Annotated in this window: 24 protein-coding genes and 1 tRNA gene (2 of these 25 running past the window's edge); 16 read left to right on the top strand and 9 right to left on the bottom strand. The window is 37.6% G+C overall.

What is annotated here, in order from left to right:
• On the top strand, positions 1 to 687 hold the 3' portion of the coding sequence (locus tag CIT02_RS05495; RefSeq protein WP_292614768.1) for an MFS transporter. It extends 711 nt beyond the left edge of the window; the window shows 687 of its 1,398 coding nt (coding positions 712–1,398); the start codon falls outside the window, past its left edge; it ends in the stop codon at positions 685 to 687.
• A gap of 491 nt (positions 688 to 1,178) precedes the next feature.
• On the opposite strand, the gene CIT02_RS05490 is transcribed toward CIT02_RS05495, so the two are convergent.
• Complete coding sequence (locus tag CIT02_RS05490) at positions 1,179 to 1,796, bottom strand: TetR/AcrR family transcriptional regulator (RefSeq protein ID WP_292614766.1); 618 nt, start codon at positions 1,794 to 1,796, stop codon at positions 1,179 to 1,181.
• 197 nt (positions 1,797 to 1,993) lie between these two features.
• Here CIT02_RS05490 and CIT02_RS05485 point away from each other — a divergent pair, with 197 nt between their 5' ends.
• The 5 genes from CIT02_RS05485 (at position 1,994) to CIT02_RS05465 (ending at position 9,540) form a co-directional block, all read left to right on the top strand.
• A complete protein-coding gene (locus CIT02_RS05485; RefSeq protein WP_292614764.1) occupies positions 1,994 to 2,770 on the top strand; it encodes an SDR family NAD(P)-dependent oxidoreductase in 777 nt (258 codons plus the stop codon).
• Between the two features lie 279 nt (positions 2,771 to 3,049).
• Positions 3,050 to 4,186 (top strand): DNA double-strand break repair nuclease NurA, encoded by a 1,137-nt coding sequence (locus tag CIT02_RS05480; RefSeq protein ID WP_363124158.1) that lies wholly within the window; start codon positions 3,050 to 3,052, stop codon positions 4,184 to 4,186.
• Positions 4,187 to 4,198: 12 nt separating this feature from the next.
• Positions 4,199 to 5,803: an ATP-binding protein gene (locus tag CIT02_RS05475; RefSeq protein ID WP_292614762.1), complete on the top strand. Its 1,605-nt coding sequence runs from the start codon at positions 4,199 to 4,201 to the stop codon at positions 5,801 to 5,803.
• Positions 5,804 to 5,808: 5 nt separating this feature from the next.
• Positions 5,809 to 7,083 carry a DNA repair exonuclease gene (locus CIT02_RS05470; RefSeq protein ID WP_292614760.1) on the top strand — a complete coding sequence of 425 codons (1,275 nt, stop codon included), beginning with the start codon at positions 5,809 to 5,811 and terminating at the stop codon, positions 7,081 to 7,083.
• Positions 7,084 to 7,092: 9 nt separating this feature from the next.
• Entirely contained in the window at positions 7,093 to 9,540 is a 2,448-nt protein-coding gene (locus tag CIT02_RS05465) for an SMC family ATPase (RefSeq protein ID WP_292614758.1), read from the top strand.
• A 31-nt stretch (positions 9,541 to 9,571) separates the two neighbouring features.
• Here the strand turns inward: CIT02_RS05465 and CIT02_RS05460 are convergent, their stop codons facing one another.
• Positions 9,572 to 11,803 (bottom strand): AAA family ATPase, encoded by a 2,232-nt coding sequence (locus CIT02_RS05460; protein WP_292614756.1) that lies wholly within the window; start codon positions 11,801 to 11,803, stop codon positions 9,572 to 9,574.
• A gap of 146 nt (positions 11,804 to 11,949) precedes the next feature.
• Here CIT02_RS05460 and CIT02_RS05455 point away from each other — a divergent pair, with 146 nt between their 5' ends.
• On the top strand, positions 11,950 to 12,696 hold the full coding sequence (locus tag CIT02_RS05455; RefSeq protein ID WP_292614754.1) for a hypothetical protein: 747 nt from the start codon (positions 11,950 to 11,952) through the stop codon (positions 12,694 to 12,696).
• Between the two features lie 37 nt (positions 12,697 to 12,733).
• Here CIT02_RS05455 and CIT02_RS05450 read toward each other — a convergent pair whose 3' ends face one another.
• Positions 12,734 to 13,228, bottom strand: coding sequence for a thermonuclease family protein (locus CIT02_RS05450; RefSeq protein ID WP_292614752.1), 495 nt, complete (start codon positions 13,226 to 13,228; stop codon positions 12,734 to 12,736).
• A gap of 174 nt (positions 13,229 to 13,402) precedes the next feature.
• Here CIT02_RS05450 and galE point away from each other — a divergent pair, with 174 nt between their 5' ends.
• Both galE and CIT02_RS05440 read left to right on the top strand, forming a co-directional pair.
• On the top strand, positions 13,403 to 14,371 hold the full coding sequence (gene galE, locus CIT02_RS05445) for a UDP-glucose 4-epimerase GalE (RefSeq protein ID WP_292614750.1): 969 nt from the start codon (positions 13,403 to 13,405) through the stop codon (positions 14,369 to 14,371).
• A 484-nt stretch (positions 14,372 to 14,855) separates the two neighbouring features.
• Positions 14,856 to 15,746, top strand: coding sequence for a tetratricopeptide repeat protein (locus tag CIT02_RS05440; RefSeq protein ID WP_292614748.1), 891 nt, complete (start codon positions 14,856 to 14,858; stop codon positions 15,744 to 15,746).
• Positions 15,747 to 15,876: 130 nt separating this feature from the next.
• Here CIT02_RS05440 and galU read toward each other — a convergent pair whose 3' ends face one another.
• Complete coding sequence (gene galU / locus CIT02_RS05435) at positions 15,877 to 16,722, bottom strand: UTP--glucose-1-phosphate uridylyltransferase GalU (RefSeq protein WP_292614746.1); 846 nt, start codon at positions 16,720 to 16,722, stop codon at positions 15,877 to 15,879.
• Positions 16,723 to 16,990: 268 nt separating this feature from the next.
• On the opposite strand from galU, the gene CIT02_RS05430 reads away from it, so the two are divergent.
• Together CIT02_RS05430 and rfbB are read left to right on the top strand one after the other, a co-directional pair.
• The gene (locus tag CIT02_RS05430) at positions 16,991 to 17,458 is read left to right on the top strand and encodes a dTDP-4-dehydrorhamnose 3,5-epimerase family protein (RefSeq protein WP_048073768.1); all 468 of its coding nucleotides are present in this window, start codon (positions 16,991 to 16,993) and stop codon (positions 17,456 to 17,458) included.
• Between the two features lie 12 nt (positions 17,459 to 17,470).
• A complete protein-coding gene (gene rfbB / locus CIT02_RS05425; RefSeq protein WP_292614744.1) occupies positions 17,471 to 18,406 on the top strand; it encodes a dTDP-glucose 4,6-dehydratase in 936 nt (311 codons plus the stop codon).
• A 108-nt stretch (positions 18,407 to 18,514) separates the two neighbouring features.
• On the opposite strand, the gene CIT02_RS05420 is transcribed toward rfbB, so the two are convergent.
• Entirely contained in the window at positions 18,515 to 18,817 is a 303-nt protein-coding gene (locus CIT02_RS05420) for a DUF167 domain-containing protein (RefSeq protein ID WP_292614742.1), read from the bottom strand.
• A gap of 246 nt (positions 18,818 to 19,063) precedes the next feature.
• Between CIT02_RS05420 and CIT02_RS05415 the strand changes: the two genes are divergently transcribed.
• Positions 19,064 to 19,147, top strand: a tRNA-Leu gene (locus tag CIT02_RS05415).
• Between the two features lie 37 nt (positions 19,148 to 19,184).
• On the opposite strand, the gene CIT02_RS05410 is transcribed toward CIT02_RS05415, so the two are convergent.
• A complete protein-coding gene (locus CIT02_RS05410) occupies positions 19,185 to 19,595 on the bottom strand; it encodes a DUF371 domain-containing protein (protein WP_292614740.1) in 411 nt (136 codons plus the stop codon).
• A gap of 123 nt (positions 19,596 to 19,718) precedes the next feature.
• Between CIT02_RS05410 and CIT02_RS05405 the strand changes: the two genes are divergently transcribed.
• Positions 19,719 to 20,543, top strand: a complete 825-nt coding sequence (locus tag CIT02_RS05405; RefSeq protein ID WP_292614739.1) for an MBL fold metallo-hydrolase — start codon at positions 19,719 to 19,721, stop codon at positions 20,541 to 20,543.
• A gap of 39 nt (positions 20,544 to 20,582) precedes the next feature.
• The gene (locus tag CIT02_RS05400; protein WP_292614911.1) at positions 20,583 to 21,014 is read left to right on the top strand and encodes a DUF123 domain-containing protein; all 432 of its coding nucleotides are present in this window, start codon (positions 20,583 to 20,585) and stop codon (positions 21,012 to 21,014) included.
• A gap of 51 nt (positions 21,015 to 21,065) precedes the next feature.
• Here the strand turns inward: CIT02_RS05400 and cfbC are convergent, their stop codons facing one another.
• Positions 21,066 to 21,863 (bottom strand): Ni-sirohydrochlorin a,c-diamide reductive cyclase ATP-dependent reductase subunit, encoded by a 798-nt coding sequence (cfbC, locus tag CIT02_RS05395; protein WP_292614737.1) that lies wholly within the window; start codon positions 21,861 to 21,863, stop codon positions 21,066 to 21,068.
• Positions 21,860 to 22,333, bottom strand: a complete 474-nt coding sequence (locus tag CIT02_RS05390; RefSeq protein WP_292614735.1) for a CBS domain-containing protein — start codon at positions 22,331 to 22,333, stop codon at positions 21,860 to 21,862. Before CIT02_RS05390 ends, cfbC begins: the two co-directional genes overlap by 4 nt.
• A gap of 250 nt (positions 22,334 to 22,583) precedes the next feature.
• On the opposite strand from CIT02_RS05390, the gene CIT02_RS05385 reads away from it, so the two are divergent.
• Both CIT02_RS05385 and CIT02_RS05380 read left to right on the top strand, forming a co-directional pair.
• Positions 22,584 to 23,045, top strand: a complete 462-nt coding sequence (locus CIT02_RS05385) for a MarR family winged helix-turn-helix transcriptional regulator (RefSeq protein WP_292614733.1) — start codon at positions 22,584 to 22,586, stop codon at positions 23,043 to 23,045.
• A complete protein-coding gene (locus CIT02_RS05380; RefSeq protein WP_292614731.1) occupies positions 23,038 to 24,501 on the top strand; it encodes an MDR family MFS transporter in 1,464 nt (487 codons plus the stop codon). Before CIT02_RS05385 ends, CIT02_RS05380 begins: the two co-directional genes overlap by 8 nt.
• A gap of 157 nt (positions 24,502 to 24,658) precedes the next feature.
• On the opposite strand, the gene CIT02_RS05375 is transcribed toward CIT02_RS05380, so the two are convergent.
• Positions 24,659 to 25,000, bottom strand: partial view of a U32 family peptidase gene (locus CIT02_RS05375; protein ID WP_292614729.1) — the final stretch only. 909 nt of this gene lie beyond the right edge of the window; the window shows 342 of its 1,251 coding nt (coding positions 910–1,251); the start codon falls outside the window, past its right edge; its stop codon occupies positions 24,659 to 24,661.

Below are 25,000 nucleotides of genomic sequence, written 5' to 3'. Positions count from 1 at the left end.
GTTGTGGGCTTCTTGGCATTCATCCGCTGGGAACTCCGGGCTAAAAGCCCGGTATTTAATATAAGATTGTTTAAAAACACTGCATTTACTTTTTCCAGTCTGGCTGCTCTCATTAACTACAGTGCCACCTTTGCCGTTACCTTACTCTTAAGCTACTACCTCCAGTACATCAAGGGACTGGAACCACAGACCGCAGGCATAATACTGGTGGCTCAGCCCATAATTATGGCTATAACTGCCCCTATTGCTGGTAGAATGTCTGATCGTATTGAGGCACGTCTTATAGCCACCGCGGGAATGGCTACAGTAACTATTGCTCTGTTTACCATGACCTTCATTGACTCCACCACCCCGATCACCAACATAATCCTGGGATTGGCGGTGCTGGGACTGGGATTCGGACTATTCTCCTCACCCAACACCAACGTGATAATGGGCGCTGTGCAAAGAAAATTCTACGGAGTGGCCTCCGCCACAGTGAGCACCATGCGCCTTATAGGCCAGACCCTGAGTATTGGAATAGCCACCCTGGTCTTTTCCCTGTTAATCGGAAGGGTGCAGATAACTCCTGACCAGTTCCCTGCACTCCTGGAGAGTATACAACTATGTTTCATAGTGTTCACTGCACTTTGTTTCATTGGAGTATTTGTCTCCTGGTGGCGGGGTGAAAGAAAAGATGTGGAATGATTTAATAATGGTTAAATCAATTCTCTTTAATTTAAACTAAATTCAACTAGACCCAATTATTTACTTCTATTTTTTTTGATAGAATCCTTGAATTTATTATTTTTAAAGGTTCTTACTATAATTTTAATTACTGAATAACTTAATTCTCTTTATGGAAACTAATTATCCTAAACTGGCTCTAACTTCATTCCTATCAGGGATTTGTCTTTTCATTATCAATGCCATAGATGTTTATTTAGGATATTATCAAACTCATGGAAAAGGATTCCAAATTGTAGGTATAATTTTAATGATTGTGGGTATGGTATTTGGATTAAATCTCGTTCAACTAAAGAAGAATGTTAAGTTATTTTTAGTACTGAAATTTGGGTTGAGATGTAATTCCAGACATAATCCCTTTCTTCTCTAAACCAATTCCTCTAAAACGATTCAGAAATTCATAGTTTCCGTAAATAACTAATTTGTAAGAGTTAAAGGGAAATAAAGAAAAATTAGTGAACATATTTTAAGTGATCCCATAATTGATTTATGTTGGAGGTCATTATCTGTTCTAAAGGTATGGTGGGCATTACTACCCACATCATAATTGTTCCAATCATAACACTCTGGGTCATCAGTGCGAGTTCAGTGGGGTCAGCATCGTTCCTTATTACTCCCTGGGATATGCCTTCCGCAATGATTTCCTTGTTGAATTCAAGTAGATTATAATAAAATTTCATGTAATGTTCCTTAATTATGTTGTATTTGTGGACGCCTTCTATTAATAATATGTGTAACACTCTGTAATCAATGCCGGTGGAGTTTTCCATAATTTCCGTCTGTTTACTGGTGTTTAAATCAGCCCCCACCAGGGTCAGCACCACTCTTTTCAATTTTTCCTGTGGATCCCCCTGGAAGTTTTTTATCTGTTCTATGGTTGAATTAAAATAGTTAAATATATATTTTTCAATAACTGCGACCATTAAGGAATCTTTACTATCGAAATGGTAATAAAAGCCGCCAGTGGTAATATCTGATGCTTTTATAACTTCATTTAAGGAAACACTCGCAAATCCTTTTTCCAGAAAGAGATTGAAGGCGGTTTGGAGAATCCTAGATTTTGTATCCATAGATCATCATCTATGTTTTTTTAGTTCTTCCTATAAGATCATTTGGACCTAACTATAATAATTAATCGTTACAAACAGAACAATCGCTAGTTTTTTAGGGGGATAAGTCCTATGGTTATACTATACAACCCAGAATAATTACTGGGAAAGATATGGCAAAAAGTACAGATTAACTTAAACGTAATAGGAGGGATTAAATGGAAAATTACTGTGATTTAAAGGGGAAAGTGGCCGTGGTGACCGGTGCTTCCGGTGGTCTGGGAGCAGATGCAGCAAGGGCATACGCCCAACAAGGTGCAGATGTAGCACTTCTGGCCCGGAGAAAAGAAAGATTGGAGGCCCTGGCTGAGGAAATCCGATCAACCGGACGAAGGGCCCTGGCAGTGCAGTGTGATGTGGCCCATGAGGAAAGCGTGGAAAAAGCCATTGAAGAAGTGATTGGTTACTTTGGAAAGATAGATATCCTCCTGAACAATGCCGGAGTGGCAATTCGGGGTGGAGTGTGTGATTTATGTGTGGAAGATTGGGATATGGGAATGGATGTAAATGTTAAAGGAATTTTCCTGGTCTCCAAACACGTTATCCCCCACATGATTGAAAATAAGTACGGGAAAATCGTGAACACCAGTTCCATCAACTCCATTGCTGGAGACAAGGATGACATGTTCATACGCCACGTTTACAATGCATCAAAAGCAGCGGTTCGTGGACTGACCATGGGAATGGCCTGCTCCTACGGAAAATACGGAATAACCGTAAATGCAGTTGGTCCCGGTCTTTTTGAATCGGAAATGACCGCCGACACTCTCTTTAAATCTGATGACTTCCTAAAAGCGTACAGCAGGATCGTACCCCTCAACCGCCCTGCCCGGAAAGGAGAACTAAACGGAGCAATCCTATTCCTCTCATCGGATGCCTCCTCCTATATAACCGGACAGACCATTTTTGTAGACGGTGGATTCTCCATAGTCTGAGAGTAACAAATGGAGTTAGTCTATTTAATTTTTTAAATCTATTTTTTAAACTTTAAATTCTTATTTTTTTACCTGAAGATAGAATTATTTAATTGATTAAGTATACAAATCACATATTTTTATTTTTAAATGAATTAACATAATCATATAGTCAGAATGGAGGATTCAATAGTTTTTAGTTAATTAAATAATAATTTACCCTGGAATTCTTCAAGAAAAACTGTTAGTTATGAAAGATAGGTAACAAAACTTCAAAAAAAATATTTACCCTTAAATTTAATCTTATGTATAGTCAATGGGGGATTATACATTAAAAGTATCAGAGAAATTGCTGAAATACTGAGTTCGGACATATCTCAAAGGAAATTAGGAAATCCTTTCTTCAATGAAAAGAATTACAAGTCCTATCCTTTAGATGAAAAGAATTTCCATGAAATAAAAGCTTCAAAAAACCAAAAGAAACTTGCTTTTATTGACGGTGGAAACCAAGAATTACTCCCTGCTCCAGAATATTCTGTTCAATTAAATCGTGTTTATTTCAACATTTTCCGAAATAATGAGCGTATAGCTCCCAGATCTAATATTTCACAGCGTATTGAGTTTTTATCGTTCACTTCTTCCAAAATGGATGGTAAAAATATAGAATTCCAAACGAAAATAGCTGCTGAAGAGGATTTTCTAAAATATTTGCCAAATGAGAAAGATCTTAAAGCAAGCACTCATGATGAGGAAATAGAAACGGGTACACAGGCGGGAATGGAAAGAATGGCGTCAATGGCCCGGAGATTTTCAGAATGGACAATCGCAGAACATATGATCGATTCTGAGTTAGATTCTGGGGATATAATAATTAAAGATGGATCATTACAGACAAGTCATACTAATGAATACAAATATGTTGATAATGTATTTAAAAAAGCTTTAGAAAAAAAGGTAATCTTCGCAGGCCTGTCTAAAACTTGTAGATTAACAACTGACACTCAAATTTCCCTTGTTGATTCTATTCAAAGATTAGCTGAGGAATCTAATTTGTCTTATGATAAATGGTGTTATTATCCTGTAGCGAAGAGTAAAGAAGAAAATTCTAATCATCGTGCTCTAATAATGATAGTCAAGTTAAATAAACATGCTTATACTTCTTTCAGATTTGAAATATTAAAAGAACAAGCAGATAAAATGAATAAAGATGATATTTTAGAAGTTCTTTCATTGGTGGCTGACAATTCAAGAGATATAAGATTACCTGGATATCCTTATGGATTAATTGATGCTGACATGTGGGCTAGAGTTAAAAATGATGAGTTAGAAGGTTACAAAACTAAATTATATTCTGAACTTTCAAGAAAAGGGGTTTGGTCAAAAGTTAATCCTCTGATGAAAATTGTAGACACACATGAAAAATTGGATAATAAATAAAGAGAGGATAAAATGGATAAACGAGGTCAAATTGTTGGTGGTGGATTAAAAAACATTTTAATTAGGGAAAGAAGTGGCGACAAACTCGAGATTGGTGAATTATTAGTGGTTAATGATAATTTTGACCCCGAAGATTTGTATAACAACAGAAATTACACGATCCTCCAAATTAAAGATATAGAATATAAAAGCCAGATATCTCCGGCAATGCATGAATTACTCGCAGGTATGGAATTAGAAGGCCATAACCCTGATTTAGGATTTGTTGAACCTGAATTAGCTAATTATTCTGTGGCTGCGGCTAAACCAATGTTAGCCGTTCATCAAAAAAAAGATAAATACGAAACGAAGAGCCCTAAAAGATTACCAAATTTCTTTAATCCTCTCTTTTCTATTGAAACAGAAGATCTTAAATTTTTAAAACCTAAAAACACACAAAATTCATTATATTTGGGGAATGTTCGAAGCGGTTCAAATGTTCTAGAAGATTTAAATGTTTATATAAATGCTAAAGATGCTTTAACTCACCACATATTAATTCCAGCCACAACTGGGCGGGGGAAGAGTAATCTAGTAAAAGTGATGTTGTGCAGTCTTTTAAGTTCTAAAGATGCAGGTATATTAGTTTTAGATCCTCACGATGAGTATTATGGGCGGAATGATATTGGATTGAAAGATCATGAGGATAGTGATGATTTTTTAGAGTATTATTCAACTGATCCTCCTATTGGCCAATCTAAACTAATTATAAATATTAAATCAATTACTCCTAAACAGGTCAAAGGCTTAACTTACTTAACTCAAGCACAAAGTGAAGCAGTGTACCTCATCCACAATCGTTTTGGAGAAAACTGGATTTTTGAGACATTTAATACTCACCATATTGAGGGAGTTCATCCAAAAACTTTGCAAGTTTTGAAACGAAAATTAGAGAATATTCTTGGTATTTATGTTAAAAAAGATGAAGAGGGTGAGGTCAAATTAGGTTACAGAAGTAGCCTCTTTAAAGGTGGAGTTGTTGGTGAAAGTACTATTGACAACATAACTGAGTCTCTGGAACAAGGTAAGATCGTTATTATTGACAGCTCAAAATTGAATGACCCCGAAGAGTTATTAGTCGGAAGCATGATCTTAGAGAAATTATTTTACCAGTATAAAGAGTACAATACTGATGAATTGCGGAAAAAACCAGTTATTAGTGTTATAATTGAAGAAGCACCTCGTGTTTTAGGTAAAGAAGCTATGGAATCCCCTGGTGGAAATAATATATATGGTACTATAGCTAGGGAAGGACGTAAATTCCAGATTGGACTGATTGCTATTACTCAGTTGTCAAGCCTTATACCAAAAACCATTCTTGCGAATATGAACACTAAAATAATTTTGGGAAATGAAATGTCTGTAGAAAGACATGCAATAATTGAAAGTGCTGCTCAAGATCTATCTGAAGATAATCGCATCATTGCTAGTTTGGATAAAGGAGAAGCTATCGTAAGTAGTGTATTCACTAAATTTGCTATTCCAATCAAAATCCCCTATTTCAATGATTATATTAAAAAGTTCCAAACCGGAAATGAGGGTAAACAGGAAAAAGTACGTACACAGATTTCAGGCTGATAAAAATGTATAAATTTGCTCATTTAGCTGATGTTCATTTAGGGGCTCAAAAAACCCCTGAATTAAGAAAATTAGAATTTGAAACATTTGAATATATATTGAACACATGCGTTGAAGAGAATGTCGATTTTATAATAATAGCGGGGGATTTATTTCACTCAAATCTACCAGATTTAGGTGTAGTTAAAGATGCTGTGGGAAAACTAAAAGAAATCAATGAACTGGGAATTCCCATCTATGTGATATATGGGAGTCATGATTTCAGCCCAAATGCAACTTCTATAATTGATATTATTGCTGAAAGTGGTTTATTGAAAAAAATATTCTTACCTGAAATTTATGATGATGAAGAAACAGGTGAAGAGAAATTAGGGCTTAAATTCACGGTTGATCCCAAAACTAAAGCTAAATTAGTTGGTATTTCCGCTAAAAAACTCGGATTAGAAAGAGAGTATTTTGAAATGCTAGATAGAACTAGTTTAGAATCTGAAGAGGGATTTAAGATTTTTGTTTTCCACGCAGGACTGGATATTTTACCTAGGAAGTTACCTACTGACAGTCTTAAACTATCTTATCTTCCTCAAAGGTTTGACTATTATGCTGGTGGAGATGTTCATGAGGAACTTTACATAGCAGATTTCCCGGAATATGGTCCCATTGTTTATCCTGGTTCTCCTTTTGCAGGATATCCACGGGATATGGAAATGTCTGCTTGTAAAAAAAATAAAGGCAAAACTTTGAAAAGAGGTTTTTATATAGTCGAATTCGATGAAAAAGTCAAAAATATAAAGTTTTGTAAATCTAAAAAGGTCGAATACGAATGTTTACATTTCAATGCCAAGAATAAAACTTCAAATCAGCTTAATGATGAAATCATGAATAAAATCGAAGTAACAGACTTTAATGAAAAAATAGTGATTGTTAAAGTTCAAGGTACTTTGACAAGTGGAAAAACTTCAGATATTAATTTTAACGAAGTAAGGATGAAAATTAGGGATAAAGGAGCTATTCATGTGGGTATTTCTCATTTTTCATTCCGTTCTAAAGAATTTGAAGCAGTAACTTATAAAGGAGAAGAAGATTCTGAAATTGAAAGAAATTTGTTTAAAGATAACATTTCCAATGTTGACGTTTTAGATGATGATTTGAATGATGAAAATGGCGTTGATTTGGCTGTAAATTTGATGAATATTTTAAAAGAGAGTCAAAAAGTCAATGAAAAAAAAGCAAACTATTCCAACAGGATTTTAAAAGATTCTTTAAACATTTTAAATATTTAGGGTTATTAAATGATATTCAAATCACTCATTATCCGGAATATAAGAAGTTATGAACGGGCTAAGATAGAATTTCCATTGGGAATATCTCTCTTTGAGGGGGACATTGGTTCTGGGAAGTCTACAATTTTGATGGCTATTGAATTTGCATTATTTGGACTTGGAAATCAGAGAGGAGATTCTTTATTACGTAAAAATACTCTGAAAGGTTCTGTTATTTTAGAATTTGAAATTGAAGGAAAACATGGTAGAATCGAGAGAAGATTACTTAGAAAGAATACTGACTCTCCCGTAAAGCAGGATAAGGGAATACTGGTATTTGATGGTGCTAAATGGCAGTTATCTCCTTCTGAAATGAAAGAAAAAATTCTTGAAATCCTTGATTTTAAGGAAGATCCAAATCCTCGAGCAAATAGTTATATTTTCAGGTATGCAATTTACACTCCCCAAGAAGAGATGAAACAAATTATCACTCAAAAACCAGAATCAAGACTCCAAACTCTTAGGAAAGCTTTTGGTATTGAAGATTACATGGTTGCTGCAGATAATGCATATCTCATTTTGAGGTATTTAAAAAATAAAACTAGCTATTTGTCTGGTCAAACCAATGATCTTATAGAAAAAACCATAGAATTTGAAGAATTGCTGGCAAAAAAAGAAGAAAAAGAAGTTTTTCTACGTGAACTTTCTAACACTCAAGAAATCACGGAAAGAATGGTGAATGGGCAGAGGAAAGAAATTCTTGAGTTAAATGATTTGATTTCACAAACTAAAGAAATAAAAGCAGAAATTCCTCACCTGTTAAAGCAAATAGCAGATAAAAATCAATCTTTGGGTAGATATGACCAAGAAATAATAGAAGCTCAGGACGAAAACGAATCTAGATTTTTGCCAATTATTAATGAATTGGGTGAGAGGGCAAGGCCAACGAATAAAAATCAGGATGATTTGAACAAACAGATTAAGTTTGTTAAAGAGCTGCTTAAAAATCGTGAAGGTTTAACTGCTAATTTAAATTTACTCAATGGGGATAAACAGCAAATTGAAAGTGATCTTGGTGAAGATAAAAACAAAAATCTTGATGAATTACAATATGGGAAAGAAATTTTGATTTCTAGAATAAATAAACAGAATGATCTAATAAACCTTGATTTAGAGAATATAAAGTTGATTTCAGAGAAGAAATACAGATTGGAAGCTAAAAGGAATAATATTCTCGAAAAAATGGGAAATTTAGAAGAATTGGAAGGTTCATGCCCTATCTGTGGTACTTTATTAGATTTTGAGCACAAAAAAGACTTAAAAAATGAAATGGAAGATGAGATTAATAAAATCAATAATGAACTTAAATGTCTAAATGAGTCGTTATTAAAGACAAATGATGAAAGTAAGTCGAAAGAAAGGGAATTAGCTCGTCTTAAAAGTAAGTTAGAAGATTTAGAATCACTTATCAAAAAAATATCCAACTTATGTGCTTTAAATGACAGGATTGATTCTGTTAAAATAAATTTACACAAATTGAATGAGAAACTATCATTAACAGATGACTCAGTAGACTTTGAAAATATTGATGAGTACATGTATCGTCTTGAAAAAACTCTCGATGAATTAAAAGAGTTTGAAAGAAATAGGAAAATTCTTGACAATGCCAATTATCAATTCAAAAAGAATTTGGAAAGAATTGAAGAAAATAAACAGATGATACTGGTTTTCAAATCAGATATTCAGCGGTATGAAAATGATCTGGTAACTGCAAAAGAGAAATCTGATAATTTGGATGAGTTATTACAGAAAATGGATGAATTGAATTTGAATTATGATAAAATTAAAGAAGAATTTAGGAATATTAATGACGAATTAGCATCCACTAAAACTTTGATTGCGAGTATTAAAGAAAATATATTCAGATTATGTGAAGAAATCCAGAGAAAGGAAGAACTTAAAACTCAGTTAGATAGATTAAATGAGTATCAGTTATGGTTGAACGACTATTTCGTTCCAACGATTAGATTAATTGAAAATCATGTGATGAATAAACGATTTAATGAGTTTAATGATAACTTCCAAAAATGGTTCAATATGCTTATTGATGATGATACTAAAACTGCCAAATTGAACGACAAAGATTTTTCTCCAATTGTTCAACAGGATAGGTTTGAACAAGACATGAATTATTTGAGTGGTGGTGAGAAGACTAGTGTTGCACTTGCTTACCGTTTGGCTTTAAACAATGTTGTTAAAAATGTTTCAACTGGAATGAAATCTAATTTGTTGATATTGGATGAGCCAACAGATGGATTTAGCAAAGAACAACTCTACAAAATTCGAGAAATCCTAAACGAACTTGATTGCCCTCAAATTATATTAGTATCTCATGAAAGAGAGCTAGAGAGTTTTGCTGATAACCTTTTTAGTATTGAAAAGGTGGGTGGAATTTCTCAAGTATCTAAAATTAATTAAGATACCCTATTTAAGATTTCATTCATTTATTTTAATTTAATCCTTGAAGATGACCTGGATATTTGACTGAAATAAAGTCTATAACTGTGCTACATGCATTAATCAACACTTCTTCATTCAGCCCATCCGAACGAGGTTTTCCATGTGATAAATCTTGTATTAACTTAGGAATGTGTGCATTTTTTCTCAATTCAGGAGTTTCTGCTATATATTTATCAAGGTTTTTTTCTCGATTTTCAAATTTACATATTGTTTCCAATACATGTCTTATGGAATTGGGAGTAGTGTGTGATGGATTTCTCTCTTCTGAAACTAGCATAATATCTTTTAAATGGTTTTCATAGGGTAACATCAATTGTTCTTTCCATTTACTAATTCTATTATGGGTAAACATATATTTCTGACAAATAATCCTGTTACTCATTAATATATTCATGAAATCTAAATTATGTGTGAGTATTATAAATCTAAATCTTTTTAATTCAGGATCGAAATGTTGATTTAGTGTGTTTATACTTTGTGCAACAGCATAAACAAATCCATAATCCATACTGGAGATTGGATCGTCAATAACAAAAAATAGCTTTTTATAGTCTTCTTCTTTATCAATAATTGAGTGAACAGTAGCAAGGTAATAACAAAATGCAACAATTCCCTTTTCGCCGTCACTTAACACATTTGTTGCATTATGATACAAGTATTTGTCCTTAAACTTTATACAAAATTTATCTTCATCAAAGGTATATTTATCTCCAAAAAATAATTCTAAAAGCTCTTTCAAGGTTTCAACAACTTTTGTCCTTTTATTTATTATAGCTTCATTCTCTTTTTCTTCTATATACTTATCTTTTTCAGAAATTTTTTGATTTAACTCTTTTATTTTTTGTATATTGTCTTTTTGATCTTTTTTGAGAGATATAAATTTAGCATTACACATCCGCTTCCTTAATAAAAGTTTTTGATCTTTAATTTTGTTTTTAGTTTCATTAAGTGTGTTGATCTCATCAATTTGGATTTGTAAATCTGTTTTTAATTTTTCTAAAAATTTTTGGATGTTTTCTATATGGTAATTAAATTCAAAATTAGTACAAGTTATATCTTCTTTTTTTTCATTTAGCATTATCATTAGTTCATTTATCTCTTTAAGCACGTTTTCATTGTCACGGAATCTTTTTAATTCACCTTCTAGATATGGAAAATATTTTTTAATATCATTATATTGGGTGTTAATTTCATAAAATTCGTTGTATTGGGTTTCAATATCTGTTTTCAACCTTTCTAATCTTTGTTTGGCAGTTTCAATACTATTAATTATTTTAGCTTCCTTGTCATCAATATATCGAGTGTATAACTCAATAATTTCAAGCGCGTTTTTTTCTAATTTTTGTTTACAAAATGGACATTGTGAGTTATCAGAATGATATAAATTCAAACCTTCTTTAATAAAAGTTTGTTTAGATTGTAATTTTTTAACGAAACTTTCATTTAATTTAGATTTTTCAAAAGGAGTACATAAAATTGTTTTAATTTCGTTTAAAACGGCACTATTAATTGTATAGTTTGGTTTTTGCACGTTGTTTATTCCATCTGGCATTGATTCTAATTTTTGATACATTTCTTCAAGGGATTCAAAACTTTTGTCTTCTTGTTTTTCTATTCCTTTGTATAAATTGTTAAAATCAATTTCTTTGTAATTATTTGTAATTGGAGACACACCAAGACGTACTAAATCTTCTTTAACTTTTATGATGGCAATATTGGTTTTATCTTGTATTTTGTCCCGATTTTTGATGAATTTCTCTTTTTCTGATTTGTCTTTGGTCAAATCAATATTGGATTTGCCTAGAATATACCCTTTAATGTCATTATCGTTTGGGTTATAATTTTCTTTTTCCAAATTTTCGGCCACATACTCACTGTTGTACACATGAAAAATGTATCCTGTATCATTTCTTATGATTGGTTTAGAATTTTCGTTTAATTCAATTTCTAATTTTCTTAAGGGTTTTTCTGAGTCTTTTTCGTTTGTAATTTTAAATGTAAATTTGCCTTTTGATTGATCTGTTGTCAAAAGATTATTGGATGTATTATGATTATTTTGGGATACTAATCTGAAAGCACGGCTGAAAAATGTTTTGCCAACCCCATTATTCGCATATATCCCCATTTTAAGCGAACGTGTTTTATCATTACATCGTAAATTAGTAATAGGGCCGAAATTCTCAATTTCAAATTCTATATTTATTGGCTTTTCGTCTGTCATTTTTCAACCTTCATAGCACTTTTTGGGCTATATCAATTTTAATACTTATTAGCAATATTACGAATAGTTGATAATATATATAATATTTACTGAAAAATAATGAGTCTATTAAAAAAATGCATATTAAAGTGGAACAATCTATATTTATGAACTTTCTCACCTCCCAACAGAAAAGGGTCTTAAACGGCATTAAATACTTCCACGCAGAGTACCAGGGAGGAATCCCCTATAAAATTCTCAAACTCGACCTGGACATGAGTGAAGAGGATCTTAACCCTATTTTAGAACATTTGGAGAAAGAAAATTACATATCTCGCCGGGAGGGGTTCATCTACCTGGAAAAGGACAGGAAGAGTAAAGAAAATGAAAGAACCATTCACCCAGAAACACCATTAGGAGAATCTTCAAAAGAAACAGTTGAAGATAATGCCGGTGAGGTATCTTCAACGGAGAAAGGTAATGTTAACGAAACCATTGATACAGTGGAAGACGTTGATAATGCTCCAAAAGAGGCTATCCCTACCCCTACCAGTACAGAGGATGTTAACCCTTCCGATACTCCTGTTGAAGTTAATAACGAGAGTGAAATGGATTCTGTAACTGATGATGTTCCCCTGGAGGAAGAGGGTGCTAAGGGGGAGGAAGAGAGCGAAGAAACAGAGGAATTAAAAGATAAGTTCTCGGAAAAGGAACTGGAATCCATGGAAATAATCAAGAAACTGGTGGATGAATCGGGAAAAATATCCCGTACCCTGCTGGAGGGAAACCTCCTCTACGGAGAAATGGAACTGACTGATATCAGCATGTACAACCTCATAACCTCACTGGAAAACAAGGGAGTTTTAAGGAAGTTCACCCTTACCGATGGGGAGTACTATAAATTCACACCTTAAACTTCGTTATTGTTTTTTGGTTAATTTTAATCTTATTTCAGGTCCATTTATAAGGATTGAACTCTGATGGGGGAATGTACATCACCTCAGCGTAACCCTTCTTCAGGAGTTCCTGGTTGAGGTTCACTCCATCCACGTAGACCACAGCCAGGGTACGGTCGTATTTGTCCTTGTTTTTAGCATTATCAATGTCCAGTCCCACAGTTTTGCCCAGGCACATGGTCTTGACGTAGTCTTTGGCTTCCTGGTACCCTGATTCTCCCCTTTCCGGGGTGTTAACACCCACAAAACGCACTCTACCCACTCCCTCCACATCGATGGTGTCTCCGTCCACCACCTTGTAACAGTTACCACTCACCTCTGTCTGGGGGTTGGTGGAGCTACTGGTAGTGGTAGGAACGGCCGTGGTGCTGGAGTTGGTGGTGTTGCTGGCTGGTGAGGAGTAGTTCAGTGATGGGGAATCATCCTGGGTGCAACCAGAAACAGCCACTATCATGCTGCAGATTATAATTAAAACGTATTCCCAGCGCATTTTTATCATCCTGATGGTATTCTGTAGGAATTAATTTATTTATTAAATAATAAGAAGATTTTTTAGTATATAAAACTTTTTTCCATTGTTTCACAGAAATCCACATTACTAACCTACAATTGACTGGTAGCCACACGCGATGCAATTAAATGTGATAAAATCTAACCTTTATCCATGATACTGGTAACTGGAGGGGCAGGATACATTGGCTCCCATGCCAATAAGGAACTAACCAGAGCAGGATACGAAACCGTGGTACTGGACAACATGAGCTACGGACACCCGGACTTCCTGAAATGGGGAGTCTTTGAAGAAGTAGATCTGGGTGACCTGGAATCAATAAGGAACGTCTTCCGGAAGTACGAGATAGAGGCAGTGATGCACTTTGCAGCATTCACCTATGTGGGAGAATCAGTGGAAGACCCCCAGAAGTACTACCTCAACAACCTCCGCAACACCCTGAACCTTCTTCAGGTGATGAACGAGTTTGAAGTAAGGAAACTGGTGTTCTCCTCGACCTGTGCCACCTACGGCAACCCCCAGAAAATACCCTTAACCGAAGATCATCCTCAGAACCCTATAAATCCCTACGGCCAGGGAAAGTTAATGGTAGAAAAAGTGTTAAAGGATTACAGCTCCGCTTATGGCCTTCGCTATGTTTCCCTGCGTTACTTCAACGCTGCTGGGGCAGATCCAGAAGGTGAAGTGGGGGAAAGGCACGACCCGGAAACCCACCTGATCCCGTTAATACTGGACGCAGCAATGGGTAAACGAGAGGATATAAAGATATTCGGAACAGACTACCCCACACCGGACGGGACCTGCATCCGGGATTACATACACGTCACTGATCTGGCTGATGCCCATATAAAAGCCCTTAAATATTTAGATGCAGGGGGAGAAAGTGAAGTTTTCAACCTGGGAAATGGTAACGGTTTTTCAGTAAGGGAAGTTATTGAAGAGGCCCGGAAAGTCACGGGTAAAGAGATAAAGGCCACTGAAACCGAGAGACGACCGGGTGATCCGCCCGTACTGGTGGGAAGTTCCGAAAAGGCCCGTAAAATCCTGAAATGGCAACTAGAATACGATGATCTAACTAAAATTATCAGTACGGCCTGGGAGTGGCATAAAAAGGATAATTAATTAAGTATTTTGGGATTTATTTTATTTAATTAACTATTTTTTCGTTCATTATTGTTGTTTAATAGAATAACACTTTTTTTTATTTCATTTTTTAGGATTAGTCGTTAAAATTATATAAAAAAGGCTTAATTTTAATTAAATTAAAAATTAAGCATTAATTATTCTTTAATACTAATTTAAATAATTATTAAACATTTAATTAGAATTTATATTTTTTTATGTTCTTAAATACTGATGTTTTGTATATGTTAATATGAATAGAAAGTATTAAATATAAGTTTTAGCCCAATATCTGTGGTTATGTTATTATCAAATAGTAGTAATTTGATCGGTATTAATAAGATAACTTCTGGCGATATTATAGGTGGATCAATTGATCTTGCCCATGGAATTGCAGGAATAAGTTTTGTTGTAGGTCACGCCACATATACTTGTTGGCCTGAAGGAGTTCCACCTAAATAAATTTTATTAATCAGGTGAGTTCATGGGATTATTTGATAGTTTCAAAAAGAGTTCAGCTAATGCTAATGGTATTAAACTTGCTAATCTTGGTAAATATCAAGAAGCATTGGAATGTTTCGACAAAGCTATAAAGTTGTCTCCAAACCGATCTGAAACATGGTACAATAAAGGTTCTGCCCTTTTGAAACTTGGAAGGTATCAAGAAGCTTTAGAATGCTACGATAAATCTTTAGAATTAAACTCAAAAGATCCAATGAATTGGTTTAAGAAAGGTATGACTTTAGGAAATCTCAAAAAACAAAAAGAAGCATTAAAATGCTATAATGAATCTTTAAAATTGGATCAAGGAAATTATAAAGTGTGGTATAATAAAGGAGTAACCCTTGAAATACTTGGAAGGTATCAAGAAGCTTTAGAATGTTTCAAGGAGGCTTCAAAAATAAACCCAAAAGATTCCAAAGCATGGTACAACTATGGTTTCATTTTAGAAAAAAGGTTTGGAAGGGATAAAGAAGCTTTAGAATGCTACAACAAAGTTTTAGAGTTAGACAAAAATGATTATATTGCATGGTATAACAAAGGAAATATTCTAAAAGAGTTTGGTAAATACCAAAAAGCTTTGGATTGTTTTGATGAGGTATTAAAGTTAAATCCGAAATTTACAGGGGGTTGGGGAGATAAAGGACTTGTTTTAAATGAACTTAAAAGAAATAAAGAAGCCTTAACATGTTTTAATAGGGTTATATTGTTAGATCCAGATGATGCAAGAGGTTATTATTCCAAAGGAATTACAATCATGCAAATGGGTGTAGATCAAGAAGCCCTGGAATGCTTTGAAAAGGCTTTAGAGTTAAATCCTAATTTTGAACAGGCTAAAAAAGCTAAAGAAGAAATTTTAGCTTCTAAATCCTAACTAATTTATTGCTTACCTAGGCTCTTATCCCGGAAGATTAATTATATGAAACAGGTAAGAAATGGATTTTCAAGTGTAGGTAATCTTAGAAAGGAATTCATTGCTTAGAATTCCTCCTAAGGTGAAATATTTATTTTATAATATTCCTCAAATACTCCCGAAGTTCACCATTGACATCCGGGTCCTGCAGTGCAATCTCCAGGGAGCTTTTCAGCCATTCCACGTTGTTCCCAATGTCGTAGATTTTCCCATCGAATATGTGGCCGTAGATTTCATTTAACTGCCTCATGGCATCGGTTAACTGTATCTCTCCACCCACACCAGGTTCCACATTCTCTATGTGGTCAAATATCTCACAGTCCAGCACATACCGGCCGGTGATGGCCAGGTCAGATGGTGCTTCTTCTGGGCGAGGCTTTTCCACCATGTCTTCAATACGGTAAACAGAGTCTTCAACCTGCTGCCCTTTGATTATCCCGTAACGTTCAATCTTATCCTTGGGCACTCTTTCAATGGCAATGGCCGAGGCATTATATTTTTCATAGACATCCAGTAATTGTCGGGTGCAGGGAACCTGTGACTGGCTTATAGTGTCCCCTAAAAGCACGGCAAAGGGCTGGCCATCGATATGTTTCTTGGCGCAGAGTATGGCATCTCCCAGTCCCTTCTGCTTTTTTTGACGGACGTAATAAATATCTGCCATCTCGGATATGGCCTCTACTTCCACCAGGTAATCCATTTTCCCACAGTTACGGAGGGAGTACTCCAGTTCAAAGGAACGGTCAAAGTGGTCCTCAATGGATCTTTTTCCCTTACCGGTGATAATCAATATATCATCGATTCCCGAGGCTACTGCCTCTTCCACCACGTACTGTATGGTGGGTTTGTTGTAAACTGGTAACATTTCCTTAGGTTGGGCCTTGGTGGCCGGTAAAAACCGGGTTCCGAGTCCTGCAGCAGGTATAACCGCCTTCATAATCGTGCCTCCTTAATTCTAATTTCCAGTTCCCTGTATCTTTAGATATTCAGGGACGTGCTAAATGGGTAATAATTAAATCTGCAAGTTTTAGTCTAAAATTATTTCAATTTATTTCTAAAATAATCTTCATGCATTAAATATCTTTCATATTTTTGGACAGGGGTATTTGATAAATGGCTTATATGTTCCCCCCAGATTATCCATGGTAATGGTTAATAAGAGAGAGATATATAAAACTTTCCAAGAAGAATTCAACGGTGTATTTATGATTGACGGCGTAAAAGTAAAGAAGCTTAAAGTCATTCCTGATGAGCGGGGCTGGCTAATGGAAATATTAAGATGTGATGATGAAATTTACAAGGAATTTGGACAGGTCTACATGACCACCGCCTATCCCGGAGTGGTGAAGGCCTGGCATTTCCATAAAAAACAGACTGACAACTTCACCTGCGTTAACGGCATGATGAAGGTCGCCTTATATGACAGCAGAGAGGATTCTCCCACCTATGGTGAAGTAAACGAATTTTTCGTGGGAGACAAGAATCCGATGCTTATAAGCGTACCTCCACTGGTCTACCATGGGTTCAAAGCAGTGGGAACTGAAACCGCCTTCTTTGTGAGTGTGCCTACCTTACCGTTTAACTACGATGAACCCGATGAATACCGTCTTGATCCAGATACCGATGAAATCCCCTATGACTGGATACTGGATGAGAGTAAAAAACACGGATAAAGGTGATTTTTAATGAAGATAATGATTACCGGTGGTGCAGGATTCATTGGATCCAACTTCGTACACCACCTATGTGAGAATGAAGATTATGAGGTCCTGGTCCTGGACAAGTTAACCTATGCTGGCGACATGGAGAACCTGAAGGAAGTTCGTGACAAAATTGAATTCGTTAAAGGGGACATAGCCGACGAGGAACTGGTCTCCAAGATAATGAAAGACTGTGACATGGTGGTAAACTTCGCGGCCGAGACCCATGTGGACCGTTCCATTGAGGATCCCGGAGTATTCGTTAAAACCGATGTTATAGGGACTTACAACCTCCTGGAAAATGTCCGTAAGTACGATGTGGAACGTTACCTGCAGATATCCACCGACGAAGTCTACGGTAGCATAGAATCAGGGTCATTTACTGAAGAAAATAACCTGGACCCCTCCAGTCCCTACTCCGCCAGTAAAGCGGGTGGTGACCTTCTGGTAGGTGCTTACTGGAGGACCTACAACACCCCCATAATCATCACCCGGAGCAGTAACAACTTCGGGCCACGCCAGTACCCGGAAAAGTTGATACCTCTTTTCATCCTCAACGCAATGCAGGATAAATCCTTACCAATTTATGGGGATGGTAAAAACGTCCGGGACTGGATATACGTCATGGACAACTGTCAAGGAATAGAAACTGCTCTAACTAAGGGTAAACTGGGAGAAGTCTACAACATCGGTGGTGGAAACGAGAAAAACAATCTGGAAATAACCCACCTCATACTGGAACTGTTGGACAAACCAGAAAGTCTGATCACCTTCGTGGAAGACCGGCTGGGCCATGACCGGCGTTACTCTCTTGACTCTACCAAGACTATGAAATTAGGATGGAAGCCCCAGTTCTCATTTGAAGAGGCCTTAAAAGAAACAGTGGAATGGTATAAAGAGAACTATTCCCGTTACCTCTAAGATGTGCCTAACCAGCACACCTTAACTATTTTTTTTTTAAAATGATGTGGATGTCAGTTGTGGGGGCATGTTTTAAAGTTGTGGCCTTAGTTTAAAATTAGGGCTTATCTAACCAAAGGTCAGATTCAAGTCCTCTAAAATCTTATTAAACTCCTCCTCACCCATATCATATATTAAAATGGTCTTCTGCCGGCTTTTATGCCCGGCAACAATGTCCGTGGCGTGACCCGTCAATTTGGAGAACTCTTTCATTAGTTCCTTATTGGCTTTACCTTTAGTTGGCGGGGATTTAAGTTTCACTTCCAGGGTTTTCCTCCACTGGTTGTAGCCGGTTATCTGGAACTGGTCTGACTTAGGTGAAACTTCTATCATCACGTTTATTCCCTGGGGAGTGGTTTTAACTGCCTGCATAAATGAAAGCACCCTGCCGATCAACTGATTTATTTCTAATATTTCAATCTTTATCTTCTAATTACTTAAAACCCTTTAAAGTAATTCACAATAATGAAAAAACTCTGGTAATAATTAGGGGCTTTTTATTGTTCAGGTAAACTGTTTTAAGCATTTAAATAGGGTACCAATCAGTAACGGTAACCTTTAAATAGTGTAAGTAAGAGAAGATGGTATGCTTCACTCTCTTGTGTGAGAATTAGCACAGCAGGGGTGGTCGAGCGGTCAAAGGCGCTAGGTTGAGGGCCTAGTGGGTGAGTCCCTTCGCGGGTTCGAATCCCGTCCCCTGCACTTGTATGAACTTTTTTTTATCCATTAAATATTATTTTCAGACCTTAATTATTACTTTCAGGGGTTTTCCCTCCTGTAGATCCTTTACCAGGTCGGGGTTCAAATCCACGGCAGCTTTATCCGCTTGTATCATCAGGGTCCGGCTGCAAGTGTAACTACTTTTACGACAAACCATGTCGGTGGGGTGATCCAGAGTCAGTGCCGAGTGCCCATAACCGGTAATAACGTCTTTCGCATTTTCTGTTTCCAGGATCACCTGAATCTTCGTTTCTTCATTTTGGATGGCATCCTTCATCTCGCGGGGAATGTCTTTTAAGGAAACATTAGCCGATATTCCCACGATACAATCTGCTGCCAGTCCTATCTCGGTATCCTGGGTTACTTCGAAGGTGGTTTTGTGCTGGGAGGTTACGTTGTGATGTCCTCTGGCTTGAAAGGTATATTCCATTTAATTCACCGTTTAACTTTAGGGATGTGATGATCATTAATTTATGTTGGGGGTATATAGTTAAGAACATATGTAGGGGATACTAGGAACGATGGGGAACTAACTGGTTCAGGGTGTATTTACATGAAGATTACTTGTATAATAGATAACCGGGCGGGATTTAAATCAAATTTATATGCTGAGCATGGGTTTTCCTTACTGGTGGAACGGGATAACAAAACCTTTATGGTGGACACGGGAAAAACTCCCCTGGTAATGAGACAGAACCTGGATGTTTTGGGCATCACTACCGTGGAGGAAGTGCTCCTCAGTCACGGGCACAACGACCACACTGGTGGATTATCCGCCTTAATGGACAGTAAAATCAACAGTCAACCTAATGAAACCAAATTTTATATGCATCCTCAGGCCTTAGCTCCCAAATATGCAGTGGAGGATGATGAGAAACGTTACATTGGTTTCCCAGAAACAGTTGATCCGGAAACACTTAACCGGGAATGGGTCACCGAGAACACTTCCCTGGGTAAAGATACCTGGATCTTCAACCAGGTGGATTACCAGTGCGGTTTTGAACCCATACCCTCATATTTGAGGGTTGATGTGGATGGAAAACTCCTACTGGATAAATTTGAGGATGAACTGAACCTGGTGATAAAAACTGACGAGGGGCTGGTGTTGGTTTCCGGATGTGCCCATAAGGGCATAGTCAACATACTCTACTCTGCCAAGGAATACTTCCAGGACGAAATATACGCAGTTATCGGAGGTTCCCACCTCATGAATGCCCCTCCCCAGAGAATAGAAAAAACAGTGGAGGCCATCAAAAAACTGAACCCGGAAGTCATTGCCATGGGTCATTGCACGGGTTTTGAAGCATTATGTCGCTTTAAAGGAGAGTTTGGGGATAAATTCATCCCCCTGGCATCGGGTGTAGGGTTCCAGCTTTAAAATGACTTTGAGTGAATATTTATGGCCAAAAAAACCATACTGAAGGGTACTTATTGTATTTTAATAGACTTAAAGGTTGATCAATACATAAAAATTGGTAAAAAAGGGGAGATGCAGTTTAAAAGTGGTTCCTATGTTTATGTGGGTTCAGCACTGAACTCCCTGGGTGGGAGGATTAAAAGACACCTGCGCCCTACTAAAAAAATGCACTGGCATGTGGATTACCTCCTGGATAACCCTAACTCCAGGATAAGGGAAGTATTCTTCAGTGATGATGGTGTAAAACACGAATGTGAACTGGCAACCCAGATAGCAGAGGGTGGTGAAGGAATCCCTGGTTTTGGTTGTTCTGATTGCCGGTGCCTGTCCCATTTGTTCTATTTCTCTAGCCAGTCCCCGGCCACAGCAAACTGCCTATCGGGATTTGAAAAATTAAAATTAAGGGTTAAAACCCTGGAAGATCTGGATTGATCCGGGTTTTTATGGGGGGATGGATTTAATTAGATTTTTTATGGAATTTCCCTATTGAAATTCCCGGAAGAATGCATCGAATTCTTCAGCATCCATAGGCTGGGGAATTACGAAGTCATCGTTGTTTAAAATGGTTACAGAAAGTTCCCGGTACTTTTCAGCCTGTTCTGATTCTGGGAATTTTTCCATAACTGTTTTGGCATCAATTTCACTCTGCTGTACCAGTTCACTGCGGGGGATTACCCCTATAACCCTGGTTCCAATGTGGCGGGCGAACTCTTTCACGATCTCCACTTCCCGGTTGATACCACGGCAATTGCAGATAATACCTCCGAGATTGCCTTTGAGTTTTTTTATACCTTTAGAAATGTTGTTGGCGGCGTATAAAGCCATGTACTCCCCAGAAGTTACTATGTACACTTCATCGGCATAGTCTTCCCGGAGGGGTACGGCGAATCCTCCACAGACCACGTCACCCAGCACATCGTAGATAATGACATCCAGGTCCTGGTTTAAAACTTCCAGGTTCTCCAGTAGTTTCATGGCCACGATAACGCCCCTTCCAGCGCAGCCAACACCGGGTTCCGGGCCTCCGCTTTCCACGCACATCACACCACCGTATCCGGAGAAGAGAACGTCTTCTTCCTGTGCGCCTTTTTTTTCTTTTAATATGTCCAGTATGGTGGGGATTCTCTGCCCAACAAGGGTGCGGGTGGTGTCTGCTTTGGGGTCGCAGCCAATTACCAGGACCTTCCTATCCGGGGAGTAGGAAGCAGCCAGGTTGGAAACAATGGTTGATTTTCCAATGCCTCCCTTACCATATATTGCTATGTGCTTACCCTTACTCATCCCCTCACCATGGCTCCGATTATGTCGCCCCTGGTGACTATGCCCACCATTTCTCCGTTCTCGTCCACCACGGGCAGTCTTTTAATATCGTGGGTGTCCATAAGCTGGGCCGCATCGGCAATGTCCTTATCTGGACTTATGGTTACCAGTTTTTTGGTCATGATCTCCCCGATCAGGAGGGAAGCGGCTTTGTTCATGTCCTCGGCTATTTCATCCAGTTCGTACTTCATACGCACGGGTAGTTCGATTAAATCCAGGGGGGCGGGCAGTATCAGGTTTATGTGGGGGGAGTGAACTTCCAGGAGTCGCATGATATCACCTTCGCTGATGATTCCCACCAGTTTGCCCTCTTTACTCACCACTGGTGCTCCACTGATCTTGTTTTCACGTAGGCTTCCCGCCACGTCCACGATGCGATCGTCCACTTGGAATTTGATTACTTCTTTTTCCATGGCATCCTGAATTTTCATCCTATCAACTCCTTTCTGGAACATTCTCCCATTATTATAAGTCTTTTTGGGCTTTTACTTTCAGTATCTCCTTATTAGATATAACCTTATTGTGAGATAAAATTTTTCTATTTCTATCTTGGGTTGGGATCTTAACTACCTATTGATCACGGAGCTACCCGAATCCTAACCTTTATATAACAAATGATTCATTTAATTAATAGTTCAAAAAATTAACTATTCAATAATTTAATTAAATGTGGTGGATTGGGTGACAGATAAAGATACACAGATCAGGGACATGTTGGACGATCTTTTAATATACGTACCTATTTTTTACCAGAAAGTACGCACATCAAAGGATTTTAAGAATAAACAAACATCAGCTGCTTATTATCAGATCATGGGGCTGTTGATGCACCGGGGAAGTCTCCCCATATCGGTTATTGGGGAGTATCTCTACATTTCCCGACCTAACATGACGGCTCACATTGATAAACTGGTTTCTGACGGCATGGTGGAACGTAAAGGGGATAAAAAGGATCGTAGGATAACTTTAATCAGTATTACTCCCGAGGGTGAGGAGTTCATGAAAAAGGCACGGATTAAGGTGGAGGAAAACATGTTGAACAACTTATCTGGCTTAAATGGGGATGAAATGGAAGAACTCACCCGTTCAGTGAAAACCATTAAAAAGCTTTTGTTCAAGATACAGGGAGTAAAAAATGACTGATGTTGATTTTAAAAATGGTAATCCTAGTGCGGGGGGTAAATTAGCACCGGTAGAGGTTAAAGTGCTCATGACGGCTTTAATGGTCAGTCTACTGGTGGGTGCCCTGGATAACTCCATAATGAGCACGGCTATGCCTCAAGTCATCAGTAGCCTGGGAGGCATGGCTTACTATGTATGGCCCTTTACCATCTACATGCTGGCATCAACCATAGCTATAATCCTTTCAGGAAAGCTTTCAGATATGTATGGTAGGAAGCGCATCTTAGTATTAGGTATTGCACTATTTGTAGCTGCTTCTATTCTCTGTGGTTTTGCCGGGGACATGTTGCAACTCACCTTCTTCCGGGGACTGCAGGGGATGGGTGGGGGAATACTCATGACCATTCCCTTCATAGTGGTCGCCGAGATATTTCCCCCACGACAGCGAGGAAAATACGCGGGAATCCTCTCATCAGTATTCGGACTGGCCAACGTCCTGGGACCGGTTCTGGGAGGATTTATCACCGGTTTTGTGGGCTGGAGATGGGTGTTTTTCATCAACATACCAGTTGGTCTGACTGCTATCTACCTTCTCCTCTCGTACTTCCCCCACATGGAAGAGGTGTTAAAGGAACGAATAATTGATTACAAGGGAATAATCACGTTAATAGCATCATTAAGTTCCATGTTCCTGGCTTTGACCTTCATTGAAAACCCGAACATCCCCCGTTCTCTCCTGGTTGCCCTGTTCATTTTTGCAGGGGTCATGGTGGCCACATTCTTATACCAAGAAAAAAGAGCAAAAGAACCTATTTTACCCCTCCGCCTGTTTAAAAAATCAGTATTCAATGTTTCGGCGGTGGCCATGTTCCTTTCCAGTGCGGTGATGTTCTGTGGAATCATATATCTCCCTCTTTTCATTCAGGGAGTTCAAAAGTTAAGTCCAGAATACTCGGGGCTGCTTATCATCCCCATGCTTTTAAGTTTAACCTTTTCCTCCATCCTTGCCGGCCAGATAATTTCCCGAACCGGGACTTATAAAAAATTAGCCGTAATGGCCTTCATAATCATCACCGCCGGCATGTTTTTGCTATCTACCCTGGGAACAGGCAGCACTATCTGGGAACTGGTGATCTACGCCGCGGTGCTGGGGGCGGGTACCGGTATGACCTACCCCATATTCAACGTTGCTGTGCAGAATGCAGTTTCTCGTAGGGACATAGCAGTGGGAACAGCATCCATGCAGTTTTTCAGAAACATTGGAGCCACGGTTGCCCTGCCTATATTTGGAGTGATAGTAAATTTAACCATAAACCAGGACATCAACACGGCCAGTAACATTCCCCCGGATCTCATGAACCTGGCCATTCACAACGTGTACCTTTTCGGCCTCATTATAAGCATAATGGGATTGGTATCCTGTTTCTTCCTTAAAGATGTAGTTTTAAGCAATCGAATGGAAGAAAAAGATTCCTAGATAAGCAAAAAAAATTGAGAGACACGTAGGGAAAAAATCTTCATAAAAAAGTTCATTTCCTCTTTTTTTTATTTTAATAACTAAAATTTAAGATAGAAGGCAGGGGGTAGATCCCATTACATAGTGTATGGTGATAATCAGTTTAATTCAATTCAATTCAAATTTCCCTTTTAATCCGTTTGTAAACTAAATCGCCAGGTCTAACTCTATTTTTGAGTAGAATGCCCACATTTTGTCCTTTTTTTGCTTTAGATATATTCTTGTGGTGAATCTGGATGGATTTCACCTTCTGATTGATGGATCCCGTGGTAGGGCCCTGCACCATAATCTCATCTCCCACTTCTAGAGAGTTCCACAGTCTTATTTCTGCAGCATTCACTTGGGAATAATAATTAACCACCTCACCAATGTCTTTTTTGGTATGGGTGGCCTGGTTGTAACTACTGGTCTGGTGGGGTGTCTGGAAGTAGAATCCCGTGTCGAAACCACGATTGTAGAC

Source organism: Methanobacterium sp. BAmetb5, assembly GCF_003491305.1.
In the GTDB taxonomy this organism is placed as follows: Archaea; Methanobacteriota; Methanobacteria; order Methanobacteriales; family Methanobacteriaceae; genus Methanobacterium.
The sequence above is the reverse complement of the archived record's forward strand: the minus strand, read 5'-3'. Positions and strand labels throughout refer to the sequence as shown.

Bases quoted from the DNA above. Each gene is read 5' to 3' on its own strand.
- CIT02_RS05450 (WP_292614752.1), bottom strand. From the start codon at position 13,228: ATGCGCTGGGAATACGTTTTAATTATAATCTGCAGCATGATAGTGGCT.
- CIT02_RS05410 (WP_292614740.1), bottom strand. From the start codon at position 19,595: ATGGAATATACCTTTCAAGCCAGAGGACATCACAACGTAACCTCCCAG.
- CIT02_RS05390 (WP_292614735.1), bottom strand. From the start codon at position 22,333: ATGAAAATTCAGGATGCCATGGAAAAAGAAGTAATCAAATTCCAAGTG.
- CIT02_RS05485 (WP_292614764.1), top strand. From the start codon at position 1,994: ATGGAAAATTACTGTGATTTAAAGGGGAAAGTGGCCGTGGTGACCGGT.
- CIT02_RS05490 (WP_292614766.1), bottom strand. From the start codon at position 1,796: ATGGATACAAAATCTAGGATTCTCCAAACCGCCTTCAATCTCTTTCTG.
- CIT02_RS05475 (WP_292614762.1), top strand. From the start codon at position 4,199: ATGGATAAACGAGGTCAAATTGTTGGTGGTGGATTAAAAAACATTTTA.
- cfbC (WP_292614737.1), bottom strand. From the start codon at position 21,863: ATGAGTAAGGGTAAGCACATAGCAATATATGGTAAGGGAGGCATTGGA.
- CIT02_RS05380 (WP_292614731.1), top strand. From the start codon at position 23,038: ATGACTGATGTTGATTTTAAAAATGGTAATCCTAGTGCGGGGGGTAAA.
- CIT02_RS05405 (WP_292614739.1), top strand. From the start codon at position 19,719: ATGAAGATTACTTGTATAATAGATAACCGGGCGGGATTTAAATCAAAT.
- CIT02_RS05455 (WP_292614754.1), top strand. From the start codon at position 11,950: ATGAACTTTCTCACCTCCCAACAGAAAAGGGTCTTAAACGGCATTAAA.
- rfbB (WP_292614744.1), top strand. From the start codon at position 17,471: ATGAAGATAATGATTACCGGTGGTGCAGGATTCATTGGATCCAACTTC.
- galU (WP_292614746.1), bottom strand. From the start codon at position 16,722: ATGAAGGCGGTTATACCTGCTGCAGGACTCGGAACCCGGTTTTTACCG.
- galE (WP_292614750.1), top strand. From the start codon at position 13,403: ATGATACTGGTAACTGGAGGGGCAGGATACATTGGCTCCCATGCCAAT.
- CIT02_RS05440 (WP_292614748.1), top strand. From the start codon at position 14,856: ATGGGATTATTTGATAGTTTCAAAAAGAGTTCAGCTAATGCTAATGGT.
- CIT02_RS05460 (WP_292614756.1), bottom strand. From the start codon at position 11,803: ATGACAGACGAAAAGCCAATAAATATAGAATTTGAAATTGAGAATTTC.
- CIT02_RS05430 (WP_048073768.1), top strand. From the start codon at position 16,991: ATGATTGACGGCGTAAAAGTAAAGAAGCTTAAAGTCATTCCTGATGAG.
- CIT02_RS05420 (WP_292614742.1), bottom strand. From the start codon at position 18,817: ATGCAGGCAGTTAAAACCACTCCCCAGGGAATAAACGTGATGATAGAA.
- CIT02_RS05470 (WP_292614760.1), top strand. From the start codon at position 5,809: ATGTATAAATTTGCTCATTTAGCTGATGTTCATTTAGGGGCTCAAAAA.
- CIT02_RS05465 (WP_292614758.1), top strand. From the start codon at position 7,093: ATGATATTCAAATCACTCATTATCCGGAATATAAGAAGTTATGAACGG.